This window comes from Embleya scabrispora DSM 41855, from assembly GCF_000372745.1.
GTDB lineage: Bacteria > Actinomycetota > Actinomycetes > Streptomycetales > Streptomycetaceae > Embleya > Embleya scabrispora.
On the sequence record NZ_KB889676.1, the window covers coordinates 28231 to 48164 of the forward strand.

Sequence of the window (19934 nt, forward strand, 5' to 3'; positions counted from 1 at the left end):
GACGGGGTCCGCGGTGACGTCCGCGCCCGCGGCGAGCTTCGGGTCGGCGGCGGGCGCGGGGTGCGCGGCCGAAGCCGAGGTCCGGTTCGCGGTCGAATCCTTTGCCAGGATTGGAGACTTCACCGCCTCCGTGACCGTCGCGACGGCCCCCTCGGAGCCGCCCTCGTCGCCGTCCGCGCTCCGCACTCGTCCCGAGACACGCGAAGGCCGCGCCTCCACGACCTCGGTGGACGAGGTACCGGCGGATTCCTCCGCCGTGGAGGCACGGCCTTCGCTCTGCTCTGCGTCGTCCATCACGAACGAGACTAGCGTCCGGGTCGCCTCGACATGGCCGAGGCACCCCGGGTGGAACGTACGGGTCAGCGGCCCGGACGGTCCGTGCGCTTCTCCTTGATCTTCGCAGCCTTGCCGCGCAGGTCGCGCATGTAGTACAGCTTCGCGCGACGGACCGCACCGCGGGTGACCAGCTCGATCTTCTCGATCACCGGGGTGTGCACCGGGAAGGTGCGCTCCACGCCGACGCCGTAGCTGACCTTGCGGACCGTGAAGGTCTCGCGCACGCCGTCACCCTGGCGACGCAGGACGAAGCCCTGGAAGACCTGGACGCGGGACTTGTTGCCTTCGATGACTCGCACGTGCACCTTGAGGGTGTCACCGGGACGGAAGTCCGGGACGTCGTCCCGCAGGGATGCGGCATCGATGTGGTCGAGCTTGTTCATCTCGCGTCGCTTTCTCGTGGGTGCCACAGGTCACCCACGGGTTTCGTGGTCACAGGTGTGGGGTCGCCGCTCCCGAATGGCGCTCCCCCTGTGGCAGGGGTGCCGTCCGGCTCCCGGGGAACCCGGTCCGGATCGGGACATGGCAACAGCGTCTCAGTCTGCCACAGGTGCATCGGTCGGCTGAAACCGGCCGTCCCGCTCGATCCAGCCCAGCTCGGCGAGGGTGGCCCGGTCCTTCTTGTCCACGGCCGCCGGGTCGATCCTGGCGATCAGGTCCGGCCGGTGCGCGGCGGTGCGGCGCAGCGCCTCGTCCCGCCGCCAGCGGGCGATCGCGCCGTGGTTCCCGGACACCGTGATCGGCGGCACCTCGCGGCCGCGCCACTGTGCGGGCTTGGTGTACACCGGCCCCTCCAGCAGGTTGGCCATCGCACCCGGCGCGAACGAGTCGTCCCGGTGCGATTCGGCATTGCCGAGCACGCCGGGCAGCAGCCGGGCCACCGCCTCGACCATGACCAGCACGGCCACCTCGCCGCCGGCGAGCACGTAGTCGCCGATGGAGACCTCGTCCACCCGCATCCGGGTCGCCGCCTCGTCGAGCACCCGCCGGTCGATGCCCTCGTACCGGGCCGGCGCGAACAGCAGCCACGGCTCGTCGGCCAGTTCGACCGCGAGGTCCTGGGTGAACGGCCGCCCGGAGGGGGTCGGCACGATCATCCGCGGCACCGGCGCCGCCGCGCTCGCGCCCCGCTCCAGCACCGCGTCCAGCGCGAGGCCCCACGGCTCGGGCTTCATCACCATGCCGGGGCCGCCGCCGTACGGGGTGTCGTCGACGGTTTTGTGCACGTCGTACGTCCAGTCCCGCAGTTGGTGCAGGTGTACGTCGATGAGCCCCTTGGCGCACGCCTTGCCGACCAGGGAGACGTCCAGCGGCGCCAGGTACTCGGGGAAGATCGTGACGACGTCGATCCTCACGAGGGGTCCTGCTCGGGCTCCGCCTCGGGCTGCGGCGTCGACCTCGGCTCGGGTTTCGCGTCGGGCCCGGTCGCGGCCCGGGCGGCCTTCGCCTCGGCCCGTTCGGCGGCCGTGAGCTTCTTCGGCTTGGTCTTCTTCGGCTTGCGCTCGCGCGGCTCGGCCTCGCCCGCCTGCGGATCCGGCACCGCGAGCACCGCGTTCTCCGCGTCCAGCAGACCCGGGGGCGGGGTGATCACCGCGCGCTGGTTCTCCAGATCGATCTCCGGGACGATCTGGTGCACGAACGGGATCATCACCTCGCGACCGTCCGACCGGCGGACCAGGAGCAGGTCCTGCGAGGGCAGGTGCACGACCTCGGTCAGTTCGCCGACCGCCTCGCCGTCCGCGGTGACCACGTCGAGCCCGATCAGCTGGTGGTCGTAGTACTCCTCGGGGTCCTCGGGCAGTTCCTCGGGGTCGACCTCGGCGATCAGCAGCGTGTTGCGCAGCGCCTCGGCGCCGCTGCGGGTGGTCACGCCCTCGATGGTGAGCAGCAGCCGGCCGCTGTGCACCCGGCCGTCGGCGATGGTCAGCGGACCGACCGACGGCGGATCCGTCATCAGCACCGCGCCGGGTGCGAGCCGCAGTTCGGGCTCGTCGGTACGGACCTCGACGGTCACCTGGCCCTTGATGCCGTGCGCCTTGCCGATACGGCCGACCACAAGCTGCACCTGCGACTCCTCGATCTCTGCCCCGATGGGACCTCGTGCCCGGGGCAGGAGGGGACGTGCACGAAGCTGAAAATGCCAAGACGGCATGTGCCGAGACGGCATATGCCAAGAAGCTGCCCGGCGGATGACTCCGCCGGGCAGCTCCCGGTTGGACGGTGATGTCCGGGTACGTCAGCGAACCTGGTCGACGTCGACGAGGTCGACGCGGACTCCCCGGCCGCCGAGCGCGGTCACGACGGTGCGCAGCGCACGCGCGGTGCGACCGCCTCGACCGATGACCTTCCCGAGGTCTTCGGGGTGGACCCGAACCTCGAGAATGCGGCCGCGGCGGAGATTACGCGCCCGTACCTTGACCTCGTCCGGATGCTCGACGATGCCCTTGACCAAGTGTTCGAGGGCTTCCTCGAGCACGGTCAGCCCTCGTTAGCGGCGGTCTCGGCGGCGGCTTCGCCCTCGGCGGCCGGAGTCTCGGTCTCGGCGGCAGCCTCGACCTTCTTCTCCTTCTTGGCCTTCGGCGTGGTGGCGCCGTCCTTGGGCTCGTCCATCGCCTCACGGGCGGCGGCCTCGAAGAGCGACTTCTTGTCGGCCTTCTCCGCGGCGACGAGCAGCGGGGCCGGGGCCGGCAGACCCTTGTACTTCTGCCAGTCGCCGGTGAGCTTGAGGATGTGCGCGACCGGCTCGGTCGGCTGCGCGCCGACACCCAGCCAGTAGAGCGCCCGCTCGGAGTCGACCTCGATGCGCGAGGGGTTCTCCATCGGGTGGTAGATACCGATCTCCTCGATCGCCCGACCGTCACGCTTGGTGCGGGCGTCGGCGACGACGATGCGGTAGTGGGGCGAACGGATCTTGCCCAGGCGCTTCAGCTTGATCTTGACTGCCACGAGAGTGGTGTCTCCTGCATCTTGACGTGGGTGAACAGCCGGCAATCACGTGGGGACATGAGGCTCGGCTGATCGTGGACACGGTAAGCATGCGGAGAGAGGGTCCGGCAATGCCCCGGGTACTCAGCTGGCCATTCTGCCAGACTTCCCGGCCCCGGCCAAAGCCGGGCACGAACTCGGCCGGCCGAGGGCCGCGCGGCTTTTAGAATGCAAGCCGCATCGCCCTTCTCCCTCTTCCACTAGTTAGGTCGCCACGGTCTCATGCGTTGGTCCGAACTGTACGTACCCACCCTCCGCCAGGACCCCGCCGACGCCGACGCGGTCAGCCATCGTCTGCTCGTGCGCGCGGGGTACATCCGGCAGCTGATGGCCGGCCACTACTCGTTGCTGCCGCTCGCGGTGCGGGTACGCGCGAAGGTCGTCGCGATCATTCGCGAGGAGATGAACCGGATCGGCTCGCAGGAGATGATCCTGCCGACCATGCACCCGGCCGAGATCTGGCAGAAGAGCGGTCGCTGGGAGGTCATGGGCGACGAGATGTTCCGGCTCAAGGACCGCAAGGGCTCGGACCTCGCGCTGGGCATGACGCACGAGGAGATCTTCACCACTCTCGCGCACGAGCTCAGCTCCTACCGCGACCTGCCGCAGACCTGGTACCAGTTCCAGACCAAGTTCCGCGACGAGCCGCGGCCCAAGAGCGGCCTGATCCGGGTGCGCGAGTTCACCATGAAGGACTCGTACAGCTTCGACCTGGACGCCGAGGGCCTGGACCGCTCGTTCGAGGCGCACCGGCAGGCGTACGTGCGGATCTTCCAGCGCCTGGGCATCCCGGCGATCGCCGTGCAGGCGTCCAGCGGCACCATGGGCGGCAGTGGCTCGACCGAGTTCATGTGCCCGTCGGCCGCCGGCGAGGACCTCGTCGTGCACTGCCCGAACTGCGACTACGCGGCCAACGTCGAGAAGGCCACGTCGCGGCTCGCGGCGATCGAGGACGGCGCCGGTCTCGACGCGCCGGAGCGGTTCGACACCCCCGGCATCAAGACCATCGAGAACCTGACCAAGGCGCACGGCGTGCCGGCCGACCGGCAGATCAAGACGCTGGTCTACATGGTCGGCGGGCAGCTCACCCTGGCCCTGCTGCGCGGCGACCACGCGCTGGTCGAGCAGAAGCTGATCGACACCACCGGCTCCACCGACGTGCGCCCGGCCACCGCGGACGAGATCAAGGCCGCGCTCGGTGCCTACCCGGGCAGCCTGGGCGGGGTCGGCGTGCACGACCTGCCGATCCTGGCCGACCAGGCGCTGCGCGGTCGTCGGGACATGGTCACCGGCGCCAACGTCGACAAGGTGCACGTGCGCGGCGTGGACGTCGAGCGGGACATCGCCGTGGGCACCTGGGCCGACCTGCGCGAGGTGGTGGCCGGCGAGCCGTGCCCCACGTGCGGTACCGGCCTGGAGGTCGAGCAGACCGTCGAGATCGGTCACATCTTCAAGCTCGGCTACAAGTACACCGAGGCCCTCGGCGTGAACGTGCTGGGCGCGGACGGCGAGCGGGTCACCCCGATCATGGGCAGCTACGGCATCGGCGTCGAGCGCGCGATGGCCGCGGTCGTGGAGACGCACCACGACAAGAACGGCATCGTCTGGCCGATCGCGGTGGCACCGTTCGAGGTCGCGGTCGCGCTCCTCGACGTGGAGGACGAGAAGTCGCGCACCACGGCCGAGGAGATCCACGCCGAACTGCTTCGGCAGCGGGTGGACACGATCCTGGACGACCGCGCCGAGCGCCCCGGAGTGAAGTTCAAGGACATCGAGCTGGTCGGCATCCCGTTCCGGGTCACCGTCGGCGCCCGCAGCCTGGCCGAGGGCAACGTGGAGATCGTCTCTCGCGCGAGCGGCGAGAAGGCACTGGTCCCGGTCGCCGAGGCGGTCGAGTACGTGCGCAAGCTGGTCCTCGACGCGAGCTGAGCCTCGCTTCGGCCGACCCGACGAGTGCCCCCGCCGAATCGATCGGCGGGGGCACTCGCGTTCGGTCGCCCGTCACGCCGGCCGTTGCGGCCGGCGGCCGGCGGTGTGTTCGGCCAGGAGGTCGGCGAAGGATGTGGTGAGCGGGTCGGGGCGGGTGCGGGTGTAGGCGGTGAGGACTCGGCGCACGGGTGGGTCCGGGCGCAGCAGGACGCCGTCGAAGCCGGGGGGCACGATGTCCGCGGGAACCAGCGTCGGGCCCAGCCCGGCGGCGGCCAACAGTGGTGCGGCCGCGGTCTGTTCGACGCGGACGGCGACCGTCGGGTGGAAGCCGGCCGCGGCGCAGACCCGGTCGAGCAGCTCGGCCAGGCCGTTGTCCGGGGCGAAGTGCACCCAGGCGCGGTCGGCGAGCGCCGCCGGCGCGATGGTGCCGTCGGCGTCGAGCGCCGCCGGATCGTCGGCGGCGAGCACCACGACGAACTCCTCGACGCCCAGGTCGCGTACCGGCCCGGGCCAGGACTCGGGCGTCGGGCCGATGGCCAGGTCGGCCCGGCCCGCCGCCATCGCGGCCCGGAGTTCGTCGGTGTGCGCGTACTCGCGCAGCCGGATCCGCACGCCCGGCTGCCGGCGTCGCCAGGCACGGAGCACGGGCGGCAGGATGCCCAGGCTCACCGAGTAGACCGTGGCGATCTCCAACTCGCCGCCGGCCAGCCCCGCCACGCATCGCGCCGCCTTGTGCAGGCGTTCGGTGTCGGCGAGGGTCGCCCGGGCATGCGGCAGTACGGCGCGGCCCATCGGGGTGAGCCGCACCGCGCGGGGCAGGCGTTCGAGCAGCGCGCCGCCGACGGCTCGTTCCAGGGCACGGATCTGGTGCGACAGCGCGGGTTGGGTGACGTGCAGCAGCTCGGCCGCCCGGGTGAACGACCCCGTGTCGACCACGGTCACCAGGTATTCGAGCTGTCGCACCGTCGCCGCCATGCACGAATTTTATCGTGATGTCCCATTACCTGTCTTTGCTGCATGGGCTGGCCGGTCCGGCCGGGATCGCCCGATGGGCGATCTCCTCGGCCCGCACTCGGTCGGTGCCGAACGCGCCCGGGGCGAGGGCGTGGCTCGGTTCGCCGACATCGACCGCGCCGGCCACGGACACCGGGCCGCTCGGGCAGGTGTCGGTGACCGCGAAGTCGGTCGGATTCGCCGGGGCGGCCGGCACGTGTCCGGATCGCATCGCGGCGCTCTCCTCGTCGATCTCGACGGCGTCCTCGTGACCCACAACCCGTGCCCCGCGACCACGATCCGCGACGCCCTCAGCCGAGCCCGAGCAGGGCGCACGCGGACGCGAGTTCGGCCGTGCACACCTCGCGCATGTCCAGGCCGGGAAGCGTGGGCAGCAGTTCCTTGACGTTGGCCCGGGTCAGCGCGACCGGCGCGAGCGCCACGGTCGGCACCGAGGTCGTCCCGTTGTCGCGGGCGGCGTTCACACGCGCCAACGGTTCGCCCCGGCCCAGCGTGATCGCCATCTCGGCGGCGGCCTCGGCCTCCGGCCCGCCGGGCTTGAGCACCGAGACGGTCTGGGTACCCGCGATGATCCGGCGCAGCGCGGCCGAGTCCGGGTCCTGCCCGGTCAGCGGCACGGGTTGGCCGACACCGGCGGCACTCAAACCCCGCAGCACGCCCGCGGCCATCGTGTCGTCCGCCGCGTAGACCCCGATCAACTGCCGTGGGCCGCCGAGCGCGGTCAGCGCGTCGCCGATCACCTGCTGGGCCTTGGGCCCACCGGCGTCCTCGACGTCGTACTCGCGCCCGATCGTCACCTCACCGTCGAGCACCGCGTGGGCGCCGCGCTTGACCTCGTTTCCGGCCCGATCGCCCGCGCGGCCGTTGAGCATCACGATCGAGCCGCGGTGCGGTCCGCCCGCCGCGCGCACCGCGTCGAGCAGCGCCTGGGCCTGGAGCCGGCCCACCGCCCGGAAGTCGAACGAGACATGCCCGGCCACCGGGCCGGCGGCGAGTTTGTCGAAGGAGACCACCGGGATGTCGTGCTCCCGGGCCCTGGTCACCGCCGGCGCCGCGTCCTTGGGGTCCACCGGGCCCAGCACCAGCGCCCGGACCCCGGCCGAGATCATCGCGTCGACCTGCACACGCTGTACGTCCGGCTGCCGGTCGGCCTGTGCGAAGCGCACGGTGCAGTCGGGACACAGGTGTCGGATCCGGGCCTCGAACGCCGGTCGCACCGTGCGCTCGGCCCGTTCATCGGGCAGCAGCAGGCCGACCGGAAACGCGGTGGACGAGTGGGCGGCGTTGGAGGTGCCGTCCCCGAACCCGCGCCACACCAGCAGGCCGGCCGTCAGCGCGACCACGACGGCCACCGCGACCACGACCGTGTACCGGGAGCGGGTCGAGGGCAGCCGATGGCTCCCGCCCCGACCCGCTCCGGTCGCACGCACAACGCGCGCGGCGGGCGCGGCGGCCGGGCTCGACGCGCCGTCCGGGAGATCGTCCGGGTCGCCCGGCATCGCGTCCCGGGCGGGCTCGGCACCGACCCTGGTCGGCCCGAACCCGAGCGAGTCGGCGGTGTCCTCGACCGCGGGGCCGGCGATCGGCGCGAACCGCGGGTCGTCGGTCGCCTCGTTCGCCGGGTCGTCCGGCACCACGCCCGCCGCCCGGCCCGGGGCATCGCCGAAGTCCTCGGCCGGCGGATCCGGCATGCCCTCGGCGTCCAGCGCGCGCCCCGCGATCCGCAGCAGCGCGTGCGCGAGCGGCACCGGCAGCCAGCCGCCGGGCAGATCCTCGTCCGTCCCGGTCGGCACCAGTGCGCGGGCCCGGGTCGGCGTCGGCCGGCGGCTCGGATCCTTGTCCAGACACGCCCGCAGCAACGGCAGGAACGCCTCCGGGGCGTCGGCCAGGTCCGGATCGCGGCCGGTCAGGTTGGCCAACAGGACCGGCCAGGGCCCGGATCCGAACGGCAGTCGTCCGGTGGCCGCGTAGGCGAGCACCGCGCCGTAGGAGAAGACGTCGCTGGCCGGCCCGACGTCGGCCCGCTCGAACTGCTCGGGCGACATGAACCCGAGCGTGCCGAGGGTGTGCCCGGTGCGGGTCAGCGCGGTCGCCCCGTCCAGCAGCGCGATACCGAAGTCGATCACGATCGGGCCGTCGACCGCGAGCAGCACGTTCGCCGGTTTCAGGTCCCGGTGCACCAGGCCCACCGCGTGCATGGCCACCAGCGCGTCGGCCAGGCCGCGGGCCACCGCGCCCAGGGTGTGCGCGGGCAGCGGACCGAACGTGTCGACCGCCTCGCCGAGCGCCATCCCGGGGATGTACGCGGTGGCCAGCCAGGGCACCTCGGCATACGCGTCCGCGGCCACGACCGGTGCGGTGAACGGGCCCCGCACCCGACGCGCGGCCTCCACCTCGCGGGCGAACCGCTGCCGGAACGCCTCCTCGTCGTCCAGCAGTTCCACCCGTACCCGCTTGACCGCCACCGTCCGCCCGGCGGGACCTCGGCCGAGGTACACCTGACCCATGCCGCCGGCCCCGAGCCGGCCCAACAGGCGGAACGGTCCCACCCGACGCGGATCGTCGGCCCGTAATGGCTCCACTGGGTTCCCCCGTCGTCGACTCCGGCCGTCGATCCCGTCCGGCCGAGGCCGGGATCGCTCGCACGCCTGCCTCGCGTGACCGACCGGACCCAATCGTTGCCGAATCCGGCCCCGCTCCGCAGCCACACGGCGGCACCCGGGACCCGGGTGCCGCGGGCCGGCGGCCGGGCCGGCGGTCGGCGATCTCAGCGCAGCGTGAGTTCGGTGGGTTTCTTCGGTTGTGCCGGGTCGAAGAGATCCAGCAGGGTCGCCGCCCGTTCGGCGGTGCCCCGCGCGGTCCGGGCGTCCTCGCCGGCCAGGGCGCCGCGCAGGTCGGTGCGGCCCAGGTGGAGCGATTCCACGGTGTCGCGCGGGAGTTCGAGGATCACCTCGGCGTCAGACGGGATCTCCCGCAGGAACCGGGCGACGCCGCGGTGGATGTGCAGCGCGACCTCCTCCTCGCCGTGCACACCACCGAGCACCCGCCAGCCCAGCACGGCGTCCACGTCCAACGCCTCCTCGGCCCGCAGCCGGGTCGTGTACAACTCGATCAGCCACGCCGCCGGGATCCGGGCGACCAGATCCCTGGGGGCGAAGATCGCCGCGAAGTTGATCAGCGGCAGGATCGGCTGGATCCGGTCCTCCAACTCGTCCGCGCTGGTCAGGTACCAGTTCCGCCAGTTGATGTTGAGCTGCGCGTAGCCCAGTCGGCGAAACGCGGCGGCCTTGACCGAGCGCGCGTCCGCGTCCTCGCGGTCGATCCGGGTCAGGTGCGTGGCCAACTCGGCCGCCCACTGGTACTCGCCCGCCGCGTACGCCTGCGTCGCCGCGTCCAGCACCCGTTCCCGGCCGCCCATCAACTCCACCGTGCGGCGCGCGTATTCGGCCCGGGGCAGCGGGTCCAGGTCCACCGGGTCGCCGCCGAACCAGCCCAGGTAGCCGAAGAAGATCTGCCGCACGGTGTGCTTGACCGTGCCGTAGTACTCGCGCGCGTAGGGGGCGTACGAGGCCAGGTGTTCGGGCAGTTCGACGGTCTCGGCCAACTCGTCCGGGGTCAGCCCCTCGTTCATCCGGCGCACCGTCTGGTCGTGGATGTACTGGATGCAGTCCCGCTCCACCGCCAGCACCTCGGCCACCTTCGCGGCTCCCGACACCGGTTGTCCGTGACTGGGGATCAGGTGCGTGGCCCGATGCGCGCGCAGCGCGTCGATGCTGCGCACCCACTGCATCGGGTCGCGGTAGCGACAACCGCGCAGGGTATGGATGTTCGGCAGGGTCGGGCCCTGGATGGTGTCGCCGCACAGGAGCACGTCGCTGTCCGGGAGGTACACGCTGATCGCGTCGTCGGTCTCGCCGGGATTGTGGAACAGGCGCAGCCGCACGCCCGCGACCTCGGTCTCCAACTCGTCGCCCACCAGCACCGTGGGCATCACGAACGACGGCGTGCCCACCCCCGCGTGCGGGCCGACCGCGTCGTTGACGCCCTCGGTGTCCGTGGGGGCGAGCAGGTTGCCGAGCGAGTACACCGAGCGCAGGCCCATGATGTGCAGCGCGGGACCGGACTGGTCGGTCAGACTCGCCAGGAAGGTCCGGTGCGCGTACACGTCGACATCCGGCGTCGCGGCCCAGTGGCTCAGACCGTTCACGTGATCGGGGTGATGGTGGGTGACCACCACGGCCCGGACCGGCGCACGCGGGTCGCTCAGGTGCGGACGCAACTCCGCCTCGATCACCGCGGCCAGGTCCGCGCCGCTGCCGGTGTCGACCACCACCAGGCCGTCGGGGCCCTCGATCACCGTCGCATTGGCCGAGGACCAGCCCACGGCGACGTGTACGTGCTCGGCCACGGTGTACACGCGCTTGGTGAAGTGCGCGGTATGGGCGGCGAGTTCGGGATGAACGGCAGGCTCGACCTCGTACGTCATGGCCGGGCAGCCTGCCATGTCCGGCGCTACGAGGGAAGAATCGCCTTCTCCGCGCCGGGCCACTCCTCCGCGGTCAGCGCGAACCGCTCGTGGTCGCGCCACGCGTCGTTGAGGAAGAGCATGCGCGGCGTGAATCCCTCGTGCCGAAAGCCCATCCGGCGCGCGAGCGCGATCGAACTCTCGTTCCCCGGCTGCACGTTGATCTCCAGCCGGTGCAGTCCCAGGCCGTCCGCCGCGAACACCCGGTCGATCACCAGGGCGAGCGCCTCGGTCATCCGCCCGGTGCCCGCGTACGGCTTGTACGCGTCGTAGCCGAGCGAGGCGTTGCAAAACCGCGAGCGCACGATGTTCGAGACGTTGACCCGGCCGGCCAGGCCGGCGTCGGCGAGATCCACCACCAGGAACGTGCGGAAGGTGTCGCTCTGTCGACGGATCAGGTCCGGCAGGTCGTCCGGGTCGGACGGGTTCCAGCGCGCGATGTGGTCCGAGCGGCGGATGGCCTCGGCGGACGCCGTCGCGTCCGACTCCCGCGGCGCGCGGATGCCCACCCGGGCGCCGGGCACGGTGTACAGGTCCACGACCCCCGACATCTGCCTGCGTCCCTTCGTCGTGTGATCCGACCGCACCCCGGGGCTCGCCCGGGTGCGGTCGTCCCGCGTCGTGCCCGAGCCTACTTCTGGCCCGGCGGCAGGAAGTTCTTGAACTCCTCGGGCAGTTCGAAGTCGGCCGCGCCACCCGCGCCGCCGCCCGCCGGCAGGCCGAACGGGTTCGCCGCGCGCTCCTCGCGCCGTGCCGCCTCGGCCGCCGCCTCCTGCTTGCGCTTCATCGGATTGCCCGACTGGCGCTTGCCCTTGGCCTGCTTGGGCGCCTTGCCCTTCTTCTTCCCGGCGCCGCCGCCCATGCCCGGGATGCCGGGCATCCCCGGCATGCCACCGCCCTTGGCCATCTGACCCATCATCTTGCGGGCCTCGACGAACCGCTCGATCAGGTTGTTGACCGCGTTGACCTCGGTACCGGCGCCCTTGGCGATCCGGGCCCGGCGCGAGCCGTTGAGGATCTTCACGTCCGCCCGCTCGGCGGGCGTCATCGACTTGATGATCGCCGCGACCCGGTCCAGGTCGCGGTCGTCGATGTTGTCGATCTGCTCCTTCATCGCGCCCATGCCGGGCAGCATGCCGAGCAGCTTCGAGATCGAGCCGAGCTTCTTGACCTGCTCCATCTGCTGGAGGAAGTCCTCCAGGGTGAAGTTGTTGCCGCCGCCGTGCAGCTTCTCGGCGGCCTTGAGCGCGAGGTCCTGGTCGTACTTGGCCTCGGCGATCTCGATCAGGCTGAGCATGTCGCCCATGCCCAGGATGCGCGAGGCCATCCGGTCCGGGTGGAAGGCGTCGAACTCGTCGAGCTTCTCGCCGCTGGAGGCGAACATGATCTGTCGGCCGGTCACCGACGCGACCGACAGGGCCGCGCCACCACGCGCGTCGCCGTCGAGCTTGGAGAGCACCACGCCGTCGAAGCCGACACCGTCGAGGAATGCCTGCGCGGTGACCACCGCGTCCTGACCGATCATCGCGTCGACGACGAACAGGATCTCGTCCGGCTCGACCGCGTCCCGGATGTCCGCGGCCTGCTGCATCATCTCGGCGTCGATGCCCAGGCGTCCGGCGGTGTCCACCACGACCACGTCGTACTGCTTGGTCTTGGCGAACTCGATCGAGTCGCGGGCGACCTCGACCGGGTCGCCGACGCCGTTGCCGGGCTCGGGCGCGTAGACCGCGACGCCGGCCCGCTGGGCGACCACGGAGAGCTGGTTGACCGCGTTGGGGCGCTGGAGGTCACAGGCCACCAGGAGCGGCTGGTGCTTCTGCTCCTTGAGCCACTTGCCCAGCTTGCCCGCCAGGGTGGTCTTGCCCGCGCCCTGGAGGCCGGCGAGCATGATCACCGTCGGGCCGGTCTTGGCGAAGCGCAGCCGGCGGGTCTCGCCGCCGAGGATCCCGACGAGCTCCTCGTTGACGATCTTGACGATCTGCTGGGCCGGGTTGAGCGCACCCGACACCTCGGCGCCTCGGGCGCGCTCCTTGACGCGTCCGATGAACTCGCGGACCACCGGGAGAGCGACGTCGGCCTCCAGGAGGGCGACGCGGATCTCGCGCGCGGTGGCGTCGATGTCGGCTTCGGAAAGCCGCCCCTTGCCGCGAAGGTTCTTGAAGGTCGCTGCGAGGCGGTCGGAGAGAGTGTCGAACACGTCGGCAGAGGTCCTTCGTCAGATACGGGTGGTGTCGGCCCCAGCCTAACCGCCCGCCGAGCGGTCGTGGCGGGGGCACACGTGCGGGATTCGCCCGCCGGCGCCGTGACCGGCGCCGTTCGCCCCCTCGCGGGTCCCGGCGCGGGTGCCGTGGCCGATCCCGGCGCGAGTATCGCGGACCGCGGCGCGGGTGCCTCGCGGCACCGCGTCCGAGCCTCGGCCGCGGAGCACGGCGCCGGGGTCGCGGATCACGGCGCCAGTGCCTTCTCCAGGGTCCTGGCCAGGCTGCGGGCGTCCGCGGCGGTCAGCGGGCGCCCGTTCGGGGCGACCACGTAGAAGGCGTCCACCGCGTCCGCGCCGTGCGTGCCGACCCGTGCCTGACGCACACTCACCCGGGCGGCGGCGAGCGCCTTGCCGATCCGGTGCAACAACCCGGGGCTGTCGTGCGCACGCACCTCCAGGACGGTCGCGCTCTCCGACGCGTCCGCGATCACCTCCACCCGGGCGGGCGCCCGGGTGGTGCCGCGCCGGGGCGGGTAGGCCGCCTCGCGCTTGGCCAGCCGGGCGGCCACGTCCAGGCCGCCGGCCAGCGCCTTGCGCATGTCCTCGCGCAGCGCGGCCGGGTCGGGCAGCCGGCCGAACTCGGTCTCCACCGTCCACACCGTGACGCCCAAATCCTCGACCACGTCCAGGACGGCCGAGCGCACGGTGAGGCGGTGCAGCGCCAGGACGCCCGCGGACAGCGCCATCAGGCCCACCCGGTCCGTCGCGGCGATGGTCACCTCGGCGCCGAAGGGCAGCGCTTCCAGCCGCACCACCGGAAGTTCGCCGGACACGTCGGCGGTGACGATCCGCTCGGACACCGCCGGGGTGGGTCGGCCGGCGAACACCGCCCTGGTCCGGGCGACGAGGTCCCGGACCAGGGCGTCCCGCCACTCGCTCCACGCGGCGGGTCCGGTGGCGGCGGCGTCGGCCTCGGTGAGCGCGTGGAGCAGATCGAGGGTTTCCACGCTGCCCACCGCCTCGGCGAACGCCGCCACGGTGGTCGAATCGTCCAGGTCGCGCCGGGTCGCGGTGTCCACCAGGAGCAGGTGGTGGCGCACCAGCGTGCCCAGGACGTCCACGTCGTTCTTGGCGAAGCCCATCCGCAGGGCGGCCTCGCGCGCGATCACCTCGCCGCTCACGCTGTGATCGCCCGGCCAGCCCTTGCCGATGTCGTGCAGCAGCGCGGCCACCAGGAGCAGGTCCGGCCGGGCCACCCGGCGGGTGTGCGCGGCGGCCTCGATCACGGTCTCGATCAGATGCCGGTCGACCGTGAAGCGGTGTACCGCGTTGCGCTGTGGACGACAGCGCACCCGCTCCCAGTCCGGCAACAGCCCGGTGATCAGCCGCTTGGACTCCAACGCCTCCCACACCGGCAACACGTCCCGCCCGGCACCGAGCAGCGACACGAACGCCTCGCGGGCGGCCGGCGGCCACGGATCGGCCAACGGCGGGCACTCGATCGCGAGCCGGTCCACGGTGTGCCGGGACAGCGGCAGGCCGGCCTGCGCGGCGGCCGCGGCGGCGCGCAGCAACAGCACCGGGTCCCGGGCCGGCTGCGCGGCCTGCGCGAGCACCGCCTCGCCGGCGTACTCGACCACGCCCTCGGCCAGCGGGGTGCGTGCGGACACCCCCGCCCGGGTCCGGCGCAGCCGGCGTACCCCCGCGCCCGCCTCGCGCGCCGCGAGTACCCGGCGTACCTCGCGCCAGGTCACGTCGGATGCGTAGGCCAGCGCCCGGGCCGCCTCGGACACCCGGCGCAGCAGGGTGTCCGCGTCCAGCAGGCCCAGTCGCCGGGCGACCGCGTCCTGCTCCTGGAGCAGCAGTCGATCCACGCCCCGCCCGGTGACCAGGTGCAGTGCGTCGCGCACGTCGAGCAGCGTGGCCCGCGCGGCGTCCACCTCCTCGTGCGGCGCGTCCGCGATCCACGAGGAGGAGATCGCCCGCAGCGCGGTCGCGTCGCGCAGGCCGCCGCGGGCCTCCTTGAGGTCGGGCTCGAGCAGGAAGGCGACCTCGCCGTGCCGCCGGGCGCGCTCGTGGCAGGACTCGAGCAGCTCGGGCAGCCGCTTGACCGCGGCCGCACGCCACGTGGTGAACATCGACGTGCGCAGCGCGGCGGTCAGGTCTCGATCGCCGGCGATGTGGCGGATGTCGAGCAGGCCGGTCTGCACCCGCAGGTCCTCGGCGGCGGCCCGGCGGGCCTCCTCGGGGGTGCGCACCGAGTGGTCCAGGGCGATGCCCGCGTCCCACACCGGGTACCAGACCGCGTCGGCGAGTTCGGTGATCCGGGCATGGCCCTCGTGCAGCAGGACCAGGTCCAGGTCGCTGCCCGGGGACAGTTCGCGCCTGCCGTAGCCGCCGACCGCGACCAGACACACGCCCTCGGTCGGCGCGTCCGCGCCGGTGTACAGCTCGGTCAGCCAGCGATCCGACAGCGCGCCGAGTGCCTGTCGGCGGGCCGCGCCGGTGGGGCCGGCGGGGTCGGCCAACAGGTCGTCCCTGGCTCGGGTGTACCGCGAGGTGGCGGTCGGTTTCATGGGGCCTGCTCCCTCGTTCACACGCGTCGGCGGCACCGGCCGCCGAGCACCGCGAGCGGTCGACACAAAGGCCGATGGCCGGACCCGTCCCCGAAGACTGCCTTCGGGGCGGGACCGGCCATCGGGGGTGCTACAGGGCTTCCGGGCCGCGCTCGCCGGTGCGTACCCGGACCACGCTGTCCACCGGGACGATCCACGCCTTGCCGTCGCCGATCTTGCCGGTGCGCGCGGCCTTGACCAGGACGTCCAGCAGTTCCTCCGCGTCCTCGTCGTCCGCGAGGACCTCGATGCGCACCTTGGGCACGAGGTCGACCTGGTACTCGGCGCCGCGGTAGACCTCGGTGTGGCCGCGCTGCCGGCCGTAGCCGCTCGCCTCGGTCACGGTGAGGCCGTGGACGCCGAACGCCTGGAGGGCGTTCTTCACGTCGTCGAGCCGGTGCGGCTTGATGACCGCCGTGATGAGCTTCACGCATCCACCTTCGTGTCGGCGGGCGCCGCGGCGCCCGCGCCCGTAGAGGTGCCGATGCCCGCCGACGGTCGGGTGGAACCGCCGAGTGTGGCGAAGTCGTACCCGGTCTCGGCGTGCTCGACCTGGTCGATGCCGGCCACCTCGTCGTCCTCGGACACCCGGAAGCCGATGGTCTTGTGAATGACCGTGCCCAGGATGAACGTGACGACGAAGGAGTAGGCCAGGACGGCACCGACACCGATCAGCTGCTTGCCCAGCTGGTCGAAGCCCCCACCGTAGAACAGGCCCTCGGCGTCGCTCTGGACGTGCCCGGTGGCCAGGAAGCCGGGGGCGAGCGAACCGATGATGCCGCCGACCAGGTGCACACCGACCACGTCGAGCGAATCGTCGTAGCCGAGCTTGTACTTCAGGCCCACCGCCCAGGCGCACACCGCGCCGGCGACCAGTCCCAGGGCGATCGAGCCGAGCGGGCTGAGCGCACCGCACGCGGGGGTGATCGCGACCAGGCCGGCCACCGCGCCGGACGCGGCGCCCAGGGTGGTCAGGTGTCCGTCCCGGATCTTCTCCAGGAACAGCCAGCCGAGCATGGCCGCGGCGGTGGCGATCTGGGTGTTGATCAGCGCCCGGCCGGTGACGCCGTCCGCGGCGAGCCAGGACCCGGCGTTGAAGCCGAACCAGCCGAACCACAGCAGGCCGGCGCCGATCATCACCAGCGGCAGGTTGTGCGGGCGCATCGGGTCACGCTTGAAGCCGACCCGCTTGCCGATCACCAGGACCAGGGCCAGCGCCGCGATACCGGCGTTGATGTGCACCGCCGTACCGCCGGCGAAGTCGATCACGCCCTTCTCGAACAACCAGCCGTCCGCGGCCCAGACCCAGTGCGCGATGGGGAAGTAGACCAGGGTGACCCAGAACGCGACGAACACGGCCCAGGCGGTGAACTTGGTGCGGTCCGCGACGGCGCCGCTGATCAGCGCCGGGGTGATGATCGCGAACATCAGCTGGAAGGCCGCGAACACCGTCACCGGAATCGTGTAGCCGTCCCACAACTCCGCGACCCCGATGTCGCGCATGCCGTACCAGTCGAGGTTCCCCACCAGGCCGCCGAAGGCGTCGGTGCTGAACGTCATCGAAAACCCGTAGAGCACCCACAGCACCGTCACGACAGCCAGGCAGATGAAGCTCATCATCAGCATGTTGAGGACGCTCTTCACGCGGACCATGCCGCCGTAGAAGAACGCCAGCCCGGGCGTCATGAGCATGACCAGTGCGGCGCTCAGGAGTACGAATGCGGTGTTACCCGTGTCCATACTCTGCCTCTCTTCTCCGTGGCCCCGGCCGACCTCCGGGAGCTCATGGAAAGGAGCTTCGGGGCGTGAGGTTTCACGCCGTGGCGCGACGTGTTTCGCCGACGTGACGCTTGCCGCACATGTGTTTCCGGCGGATGAACGTCCGCTCACGCCCGCGGCCGGCCGGATCGCGCCGGTCCCGGGAACCGCGGCGGATGCACGCGGATCGCACGCGAGGCGAGTGTCGGGTGTCCTGCGGGTGAGCGGCGGGTGACCCACGCACAGCCCGTCGACAACATCTGACGCACCGTCAGTTAGTTGTCCTTCGCACCTTATTCCCGCAGGTCGACACGTGCCGCCGGAGGCCGGCGCCCCGGTTCGCTCCGGACGTTTTCGACCCGCTAACGGTTGCGTTGAATCCATTGACATTGATCGCGCCCACTGCCGTAATTAATCACCGCGCTTAACTGACGACCCGTCAAGGCACGTGTCACCACAGGTGATCGGCCCTGTCCGGGATTCGGCGGTTTCGCGCGAGCGCACCATGCACCACTGCATCACCGCACAACCGCACGGCACGTCAACAGACCTCGTCAACCGACCAGACCAGCGAGAGGGGGTGACACCGTCGTGTTGCGCCTGCTCGGTCGCAAGTTGCTGGCCCTGATTCCGGTGCTGTTCCTGGTCACGTTCGCGACCACGGCCCTGCCCGACCTGGTGGACGGCTCACCGGTCGCCCAGATGCTCGGCCCCGGCTCCACGCCACAGGACCTCAAGGACCTGGAGCACGAGTTCGGGTACGACAAGTCGCTGCCCGTCCGATACGTGACCTGGGTGGGCCACGCGCTCACCGGCGACCTCGGGGAGTCGCTGAAGACTCGAACCCCCGTCATGGACGGCATCACCGAGCGTTTCCCGGTGACCTTGGAACTCGCCGTCTTCGCCCTCCTCATGGCCCTGATCGTGGCCGTGCCGCTGGGCGTGTGGACGGCCGCGAAGGCGGGCGGTCGCGTCGACCGCGTGATCGGCGGCCTGTCTTCGGGCCTGCTGTCGATCCCCACCTTCGTCAGCGTGTTCATCCTCGTGTACTTCTTCGCGAACCCGAACATGATGCTCGCGTTCAAGCCGACGGGCTGGGAGTACATCTCGGTCGACTTCGCCAAGAACATCGAGTTCGCGTTCCTGCCCGCACTGGCCCTGGCCCTCGCGGAGATCCCCCAGTTCCAGCGCCTGCTGCGCAGCGACATGCTCGCCACGCTCCAGGAGGACTTCATCCTGACCGCGCGGTCCAAGGGCCTGTCCACGTCGTACGTGCTCTTCCGGCACGCGCTGCGGCCCTCGTCGTTCTCGCTGCTGACCGTCTCCGGCCTGACCCTGGGCCGATTGATCGGCGGCACCGTGATCGTCGAGTCCTACTTCGCCATCCCCGGGTTGGGGCAGGGCATGTACCAGGCGATCAACGGCAAGGACATCCCCGTCGTACAGGGCACGGTCGTGGTGATCGCGATCGTCTACGTGCTGCTGAACACGCTCGTGGACATCGGCTACTCCCTCATCGACCCGAGAGTGAGGGCCCGATGAGCACACTCGAAACCGCGCCCGAACCCGCCCTGGGCGCCGCCGAACCCACCGGGTTGCGCCCCTCGCAGATCAAGCGGGCCAAGAGCGGCAAGGCCCGCAAGCGGCCCAGCATCCTGCTCTGGTTCGCCATCGCGTGGATGAGCATCGTGCTGCTGGGCGCGCTGCTGAGCCTGATCGCCCCCGGCGTCTTCCCACACGAGTACGGCAAGGCGTTCGGCGACGCGAAGCAGAAGCCCTTCGCGGCCTGGCCGGAGTTCCTCGGCACCGACGGCCTCGGCCGCAGCCACCTGACCCGGCTCGCCTTCGGCGCGCGCGTGTCGATGATCGTCGCGCTGGTGTCGGTCGTGGTCGGCGTCGTGATCGGCGGCCTGCTCGGACTGGTCGCGGCCTACTTCCGCGGCGTCACCGAGATGATCATCGACCTGTTCTCCGACGCGCTGCTCGCCTTCCCGCCGCTGATCCTGCTGCTCGCGCTGTCCTCGGTGTACGAGCCGTCGCAGACCAGCATCACCGCGGGTCTGGCGGTGTTGACCATTCCCGGCTTCACCCGGCTGACCAAGGCGAGTGCGATCGCCCAGTCCAACCGCGAATACGTCACGGTGGCCAAGGCGATGGGCGCGGGTCCGGGTCGGATCATCTTCAAGGAACTGTTGCCCAACACGTTCCCGGCGGTGATGTCGTACTCGGTGATCGTGATGGCCGTGCTGATCGTCGCGGAGGGCTCGCTGTCCTTCCTCGGCTTGAGCATCCCGCCGCCGATGCCCAGTTGGGGCGGCATGATCAACGCCGCCAAGGACGACCTCTCGCTGTATCCGTCCCAGGTGTTCGTGCCCTGCGGGGTGCTGTTCCTGACGGTCTTCTCGCTCAACGTCATCGGCGACCGGCTGCGTGCCAAGTTCGACGTCCGCGACACCAAGCTGTAGCCGAGGGATCGACGGCGGTCCTGCCTCCCACAGGACCGCCGTCGGCCTCGTTCTTCGACCCCCTCACACAGACGGGACCGCACACATGGACGGGATCCAACAGC

General features: G+C 71.4%; 17 protein-coding genes. 3 read left to right on the top strand and 14 right to left on the bottom strand.

All coding sequences use genetic code 11. From position 1 onward, the window contains the following. Positions 1-359: 359 nt before the first annotated feature. The 5 genes from rplS to rpsP all read right to left on the bottom strand — a co-directional run bounded on the left by rplS (position 360) and on the right by rpsP (position 3282). Positions 360-719: a 50S ribosomal protein L19 gene (gene rplS / locus A3IC_RS0127225; RefSeq protein ID WP_020553234.1), complete on the bottom strand. Its 360-nt coding sequence runs from the start codon at positions 717-719 to the stop codon at positions 360-362. Positions 720-872: 153 nt separating this feature from the next. Then, positions 873-1691: a tRNA (guanosine(37)-N1)-methyltransferase TrmD gene (gene trmD / locus A3IC_RS0127230; protein ID WP_020553235.1), complete on the bottom strand. Its 819-nt coding sequence runs from the start codon at positions 1689-1691 to the stop codon at positions 873-875. Beyond that, positions 1688-2401: a ribosome maturation factor RimM gene (rimM, locus tag A3IC_RS56810; RefSeq protein WP_079026709.1), complete on the bottom strand. Its 714-nt coding sequence runs from the start codon at positions 2399-2401 to the stop codon at positions 1688-1690. The genes trmD and rimM overlap by 4 nt, the downstream gene beginning before the upstream one ends. Positions 2402-2572: 171 nt before the next feature. Then, positions 2573-2812: an RNA-binding protein gene (locus A3IC_RS0127240; protein WP_020553237.1), complete on the bottom strand. Its 240-nt coding sequence runs from the start codon at positions 2810-2812 to the stop codon at positions 2573-2575. 2 nt (positions 2813-2814) lie between these two features. After that, complete coding sequence (rpsP, locus tag A3IC_RS0127245; RefSeq protein ID WP_020553238.1) at positions 2815-3282, bottom strand: 30S ribosomal protein S16; 468 nt, start codon at positions 3280-3282, stop codon at positions 2815-2817. 261 nt (positions 3283-3543) lie between these two features. Here rpsP and A3IC_RS0127250 point away from each other — a divergent pair, with 261 nt between their 5' ends. Beyond that, positions 3544-5250: a proline--tRNA ligase gene (locus tag A3IC_RS0127250; protein ID WP_020553239.1), complete on the top strand. Its 1707-nt coding sequence runs from the start codon at positions 3544-3546 to the stop codon at positions 5248-5250. A 72-nt stretch (positions 5251-5322) separates the two neighbouring features. Here A3IC_RS0127250 and A3IC_RS0127255 read toward each other — a convergent pair whose 3' ends face one another. The 9 genes from A3IC_RS0127255 to A3IC_RS56825 all read right to left on the bottom strand — a co-directional run bounded on the left by A3IC_RS0127255 (position 5323) and on the right by A3IC_RS56825 (position 17347). Next, complete coding sequence (locus tag A3IC_RS0127255; protein WP_020553240.1) at positions 5323-6225, bottom strand: LysR family transcriptional regulator; 903 nt, start codon at positions 6223-6225, stop codon at positions 5323-5325. 25 nt (positions 6226-6250) lie between these two features. Next, on the bottom strand, positions 6251-6520 hold the full coding sequence (locus tag A3IC_RS0127260) for a hypothetical protein (protein ID WP_020553241.1): 270 nt from the start codon (positions 6518-6520) through the stop codon (positions 6251-6253). 34 nt (positions 6521-6554) lie between these two features. Continuing rightward, a complete protein-coding gene (locus tag A3IC_RS62735; protein WP_020553242.1) occupies positions 6555-8813 on the bottom strand; it encodes a bifunctional serine/threonine-protein kinase/ABC transporter substrate-binding protein in 2259 nt (752 codons plus the stop codon). Positions 8814-9031: 218 nt separating this feature from the next. Then, positions 9032-10750 carry an alkyl sulfatase dimerization domain-containing protein gene (locus A3IC_RS56820; RefSeq protein ID WP_020553243.1) on the bottom strand — a complete coding sequence of 573 codons (1719 nt, stop codon included), beginning with the start codon at positions 10748-10750 and terminating at the stop codon, positions 9032-9034. Between the two features lie 26 nt (positions 10751-10776). Further along, entirely contained in the window at positions 10777-11340 is a 564-nt protein-coding gene (locus tag A3IC_RS0127275; protein WP_020553244.1) for a GNAT family N-acetyltransferase, read from the bottom strand. A gap of 80 nt (positions 11341-11420) precedes the next feature. Then, positions 11421-12989, bottom strand: coding sequence for a signal recognition particle protein (gene ffh / locus A3IC_RS0127280; RefSeq protein WP_020553245.1), 1569 nt, complete (start codon positions 12987-12989; stop codon positions 11421-11423). A gap of 248 nt (positions 12990-13237) precedes the next feature. Further along, complete coding sequence (locus A3IC_RS0127290) at positions 13238-15568, bottom strand: [protein-PII] uridylyltransferase (RefSeq protein WP_020553247.1); 2331 nt, start codon at positions 15566-15568, stop codon at positions 13238-13240. 130 nt (positions 15569-15698) lie between these two features. Next, positions 15699-16037: a P-II family nitrogen regulator gene (locus A3IC_RS0127295; RefSeq protein WP_020553248.1), complete on the bottom strand. Its 339-nt coding sequence runs from the start codon at positions 16035-16037 to the stop codon at positions 15699-15701. Further along, complete coding sequence (locus A3IC_RS56825; RefSeq protein WP_020553249.1) at positions 16034-17347, bottom strand: ammonium transporter; 1314 nt, start codon at positions 17345-17347, stop codon at positions 16034-16036. The genes A3IC_RS0127295 and A3IC_RS56825 overlap by 4 nt, the downstream gene beginning before the upstream one ends. Before the next feature lie 609 nt (positions 17348-17956). Between A3IC_RS56825 and A3IC_RS0127305 the strand changes: the two genes are divergently transcribed. Together A3IC_RS0127305 and A3IC_RS0127310 are read left to right on the top strand one after the other, a co-directional pair. Next, complete coding sequence (locus A3IC_RS0127305; RefSeq protein WP_020553250.1) at positions 17957-18907, top strand: ABC transporter permease; 951 nt, start codon at positions 17957-17959, stop codon at positions 18905-18907. Beyond that, positions 18904-19830: an ABC transporter permease gene (locus A3IC_RS0127310; RefSeq protein WP_020553251.1), complete on the top strand. Its 927-nt coding sequence runs from the start codon at positions 18904-18906 to the stop codon at positions 19828-19830. Before A3IC_RS0127305 ends, A3IC_RS0127310 begins: the two co-directional genes overlap by 4 nt. Positions 19831-19934: the final 104 nt, after the last annotated feature.

Excerpts from the sequence above, each read along its gene's own strand:
- rplS (WP_020553234.1), bottom strand. The coding sequence starts at position 719 with ATGAACAAGCTCGACCACATCGATGCCGCATCCCTGCGGGACGACGTC.
- A3IC_RS0127250 (WP_020553239.1), top strand. The coding sequence starts at position 3,544 with ATGCGTTGGTCCGAACTGTACGTACCCACCCTCCGCCAGGACCCCGCC.
- A3IC_RS0127255 (WP_020553240.1), bottom strand. The coding sequence starts at position 6,225 with ATGGCGGCGACGGTGCGACAGCTCGAATACCTGGTGACCGTGGTCGAC.
- A3IC_RS56820 (WP_020553243.1), bottom strand. The coding sequence starts at position 10,750 with ATGACGTACGAGGTCGAGCCTGCCGTTCATCCCGAACTCGCCGCCCAT.
- A3IC_RS0127275 (WP_020553244.1), bottom strand. The coding sequence starts at position 11,340 with ATGTCGGGGGTCGTGGACCTGTACACCGTGCCCGGCGCCCGGGTGGGC.
- A3IC_RS0127290 (WP_020553247.1), bottom strand. The coding sequence starts at position 15,568 with ATGAAACCGACCGCCACCTCGCGGTACACCCGAGCCAGGGACGACCTG.
- A3IC_RS56825 (WP_020553249.1), bottom strand. The coding sequence starts at position 17,347 with ATGGACACGGGTAACACCGCATTCGTACTCCTGAGCGCCGCACTGGTC.
- A3IC_RS0127310 (WP_020553251.1), top strand. The coding sequence starts at position 18,904 with ATGAGCACACTCGAAACCGCGCCCGAACCCGCCCTGGGCGCCGCCGAA.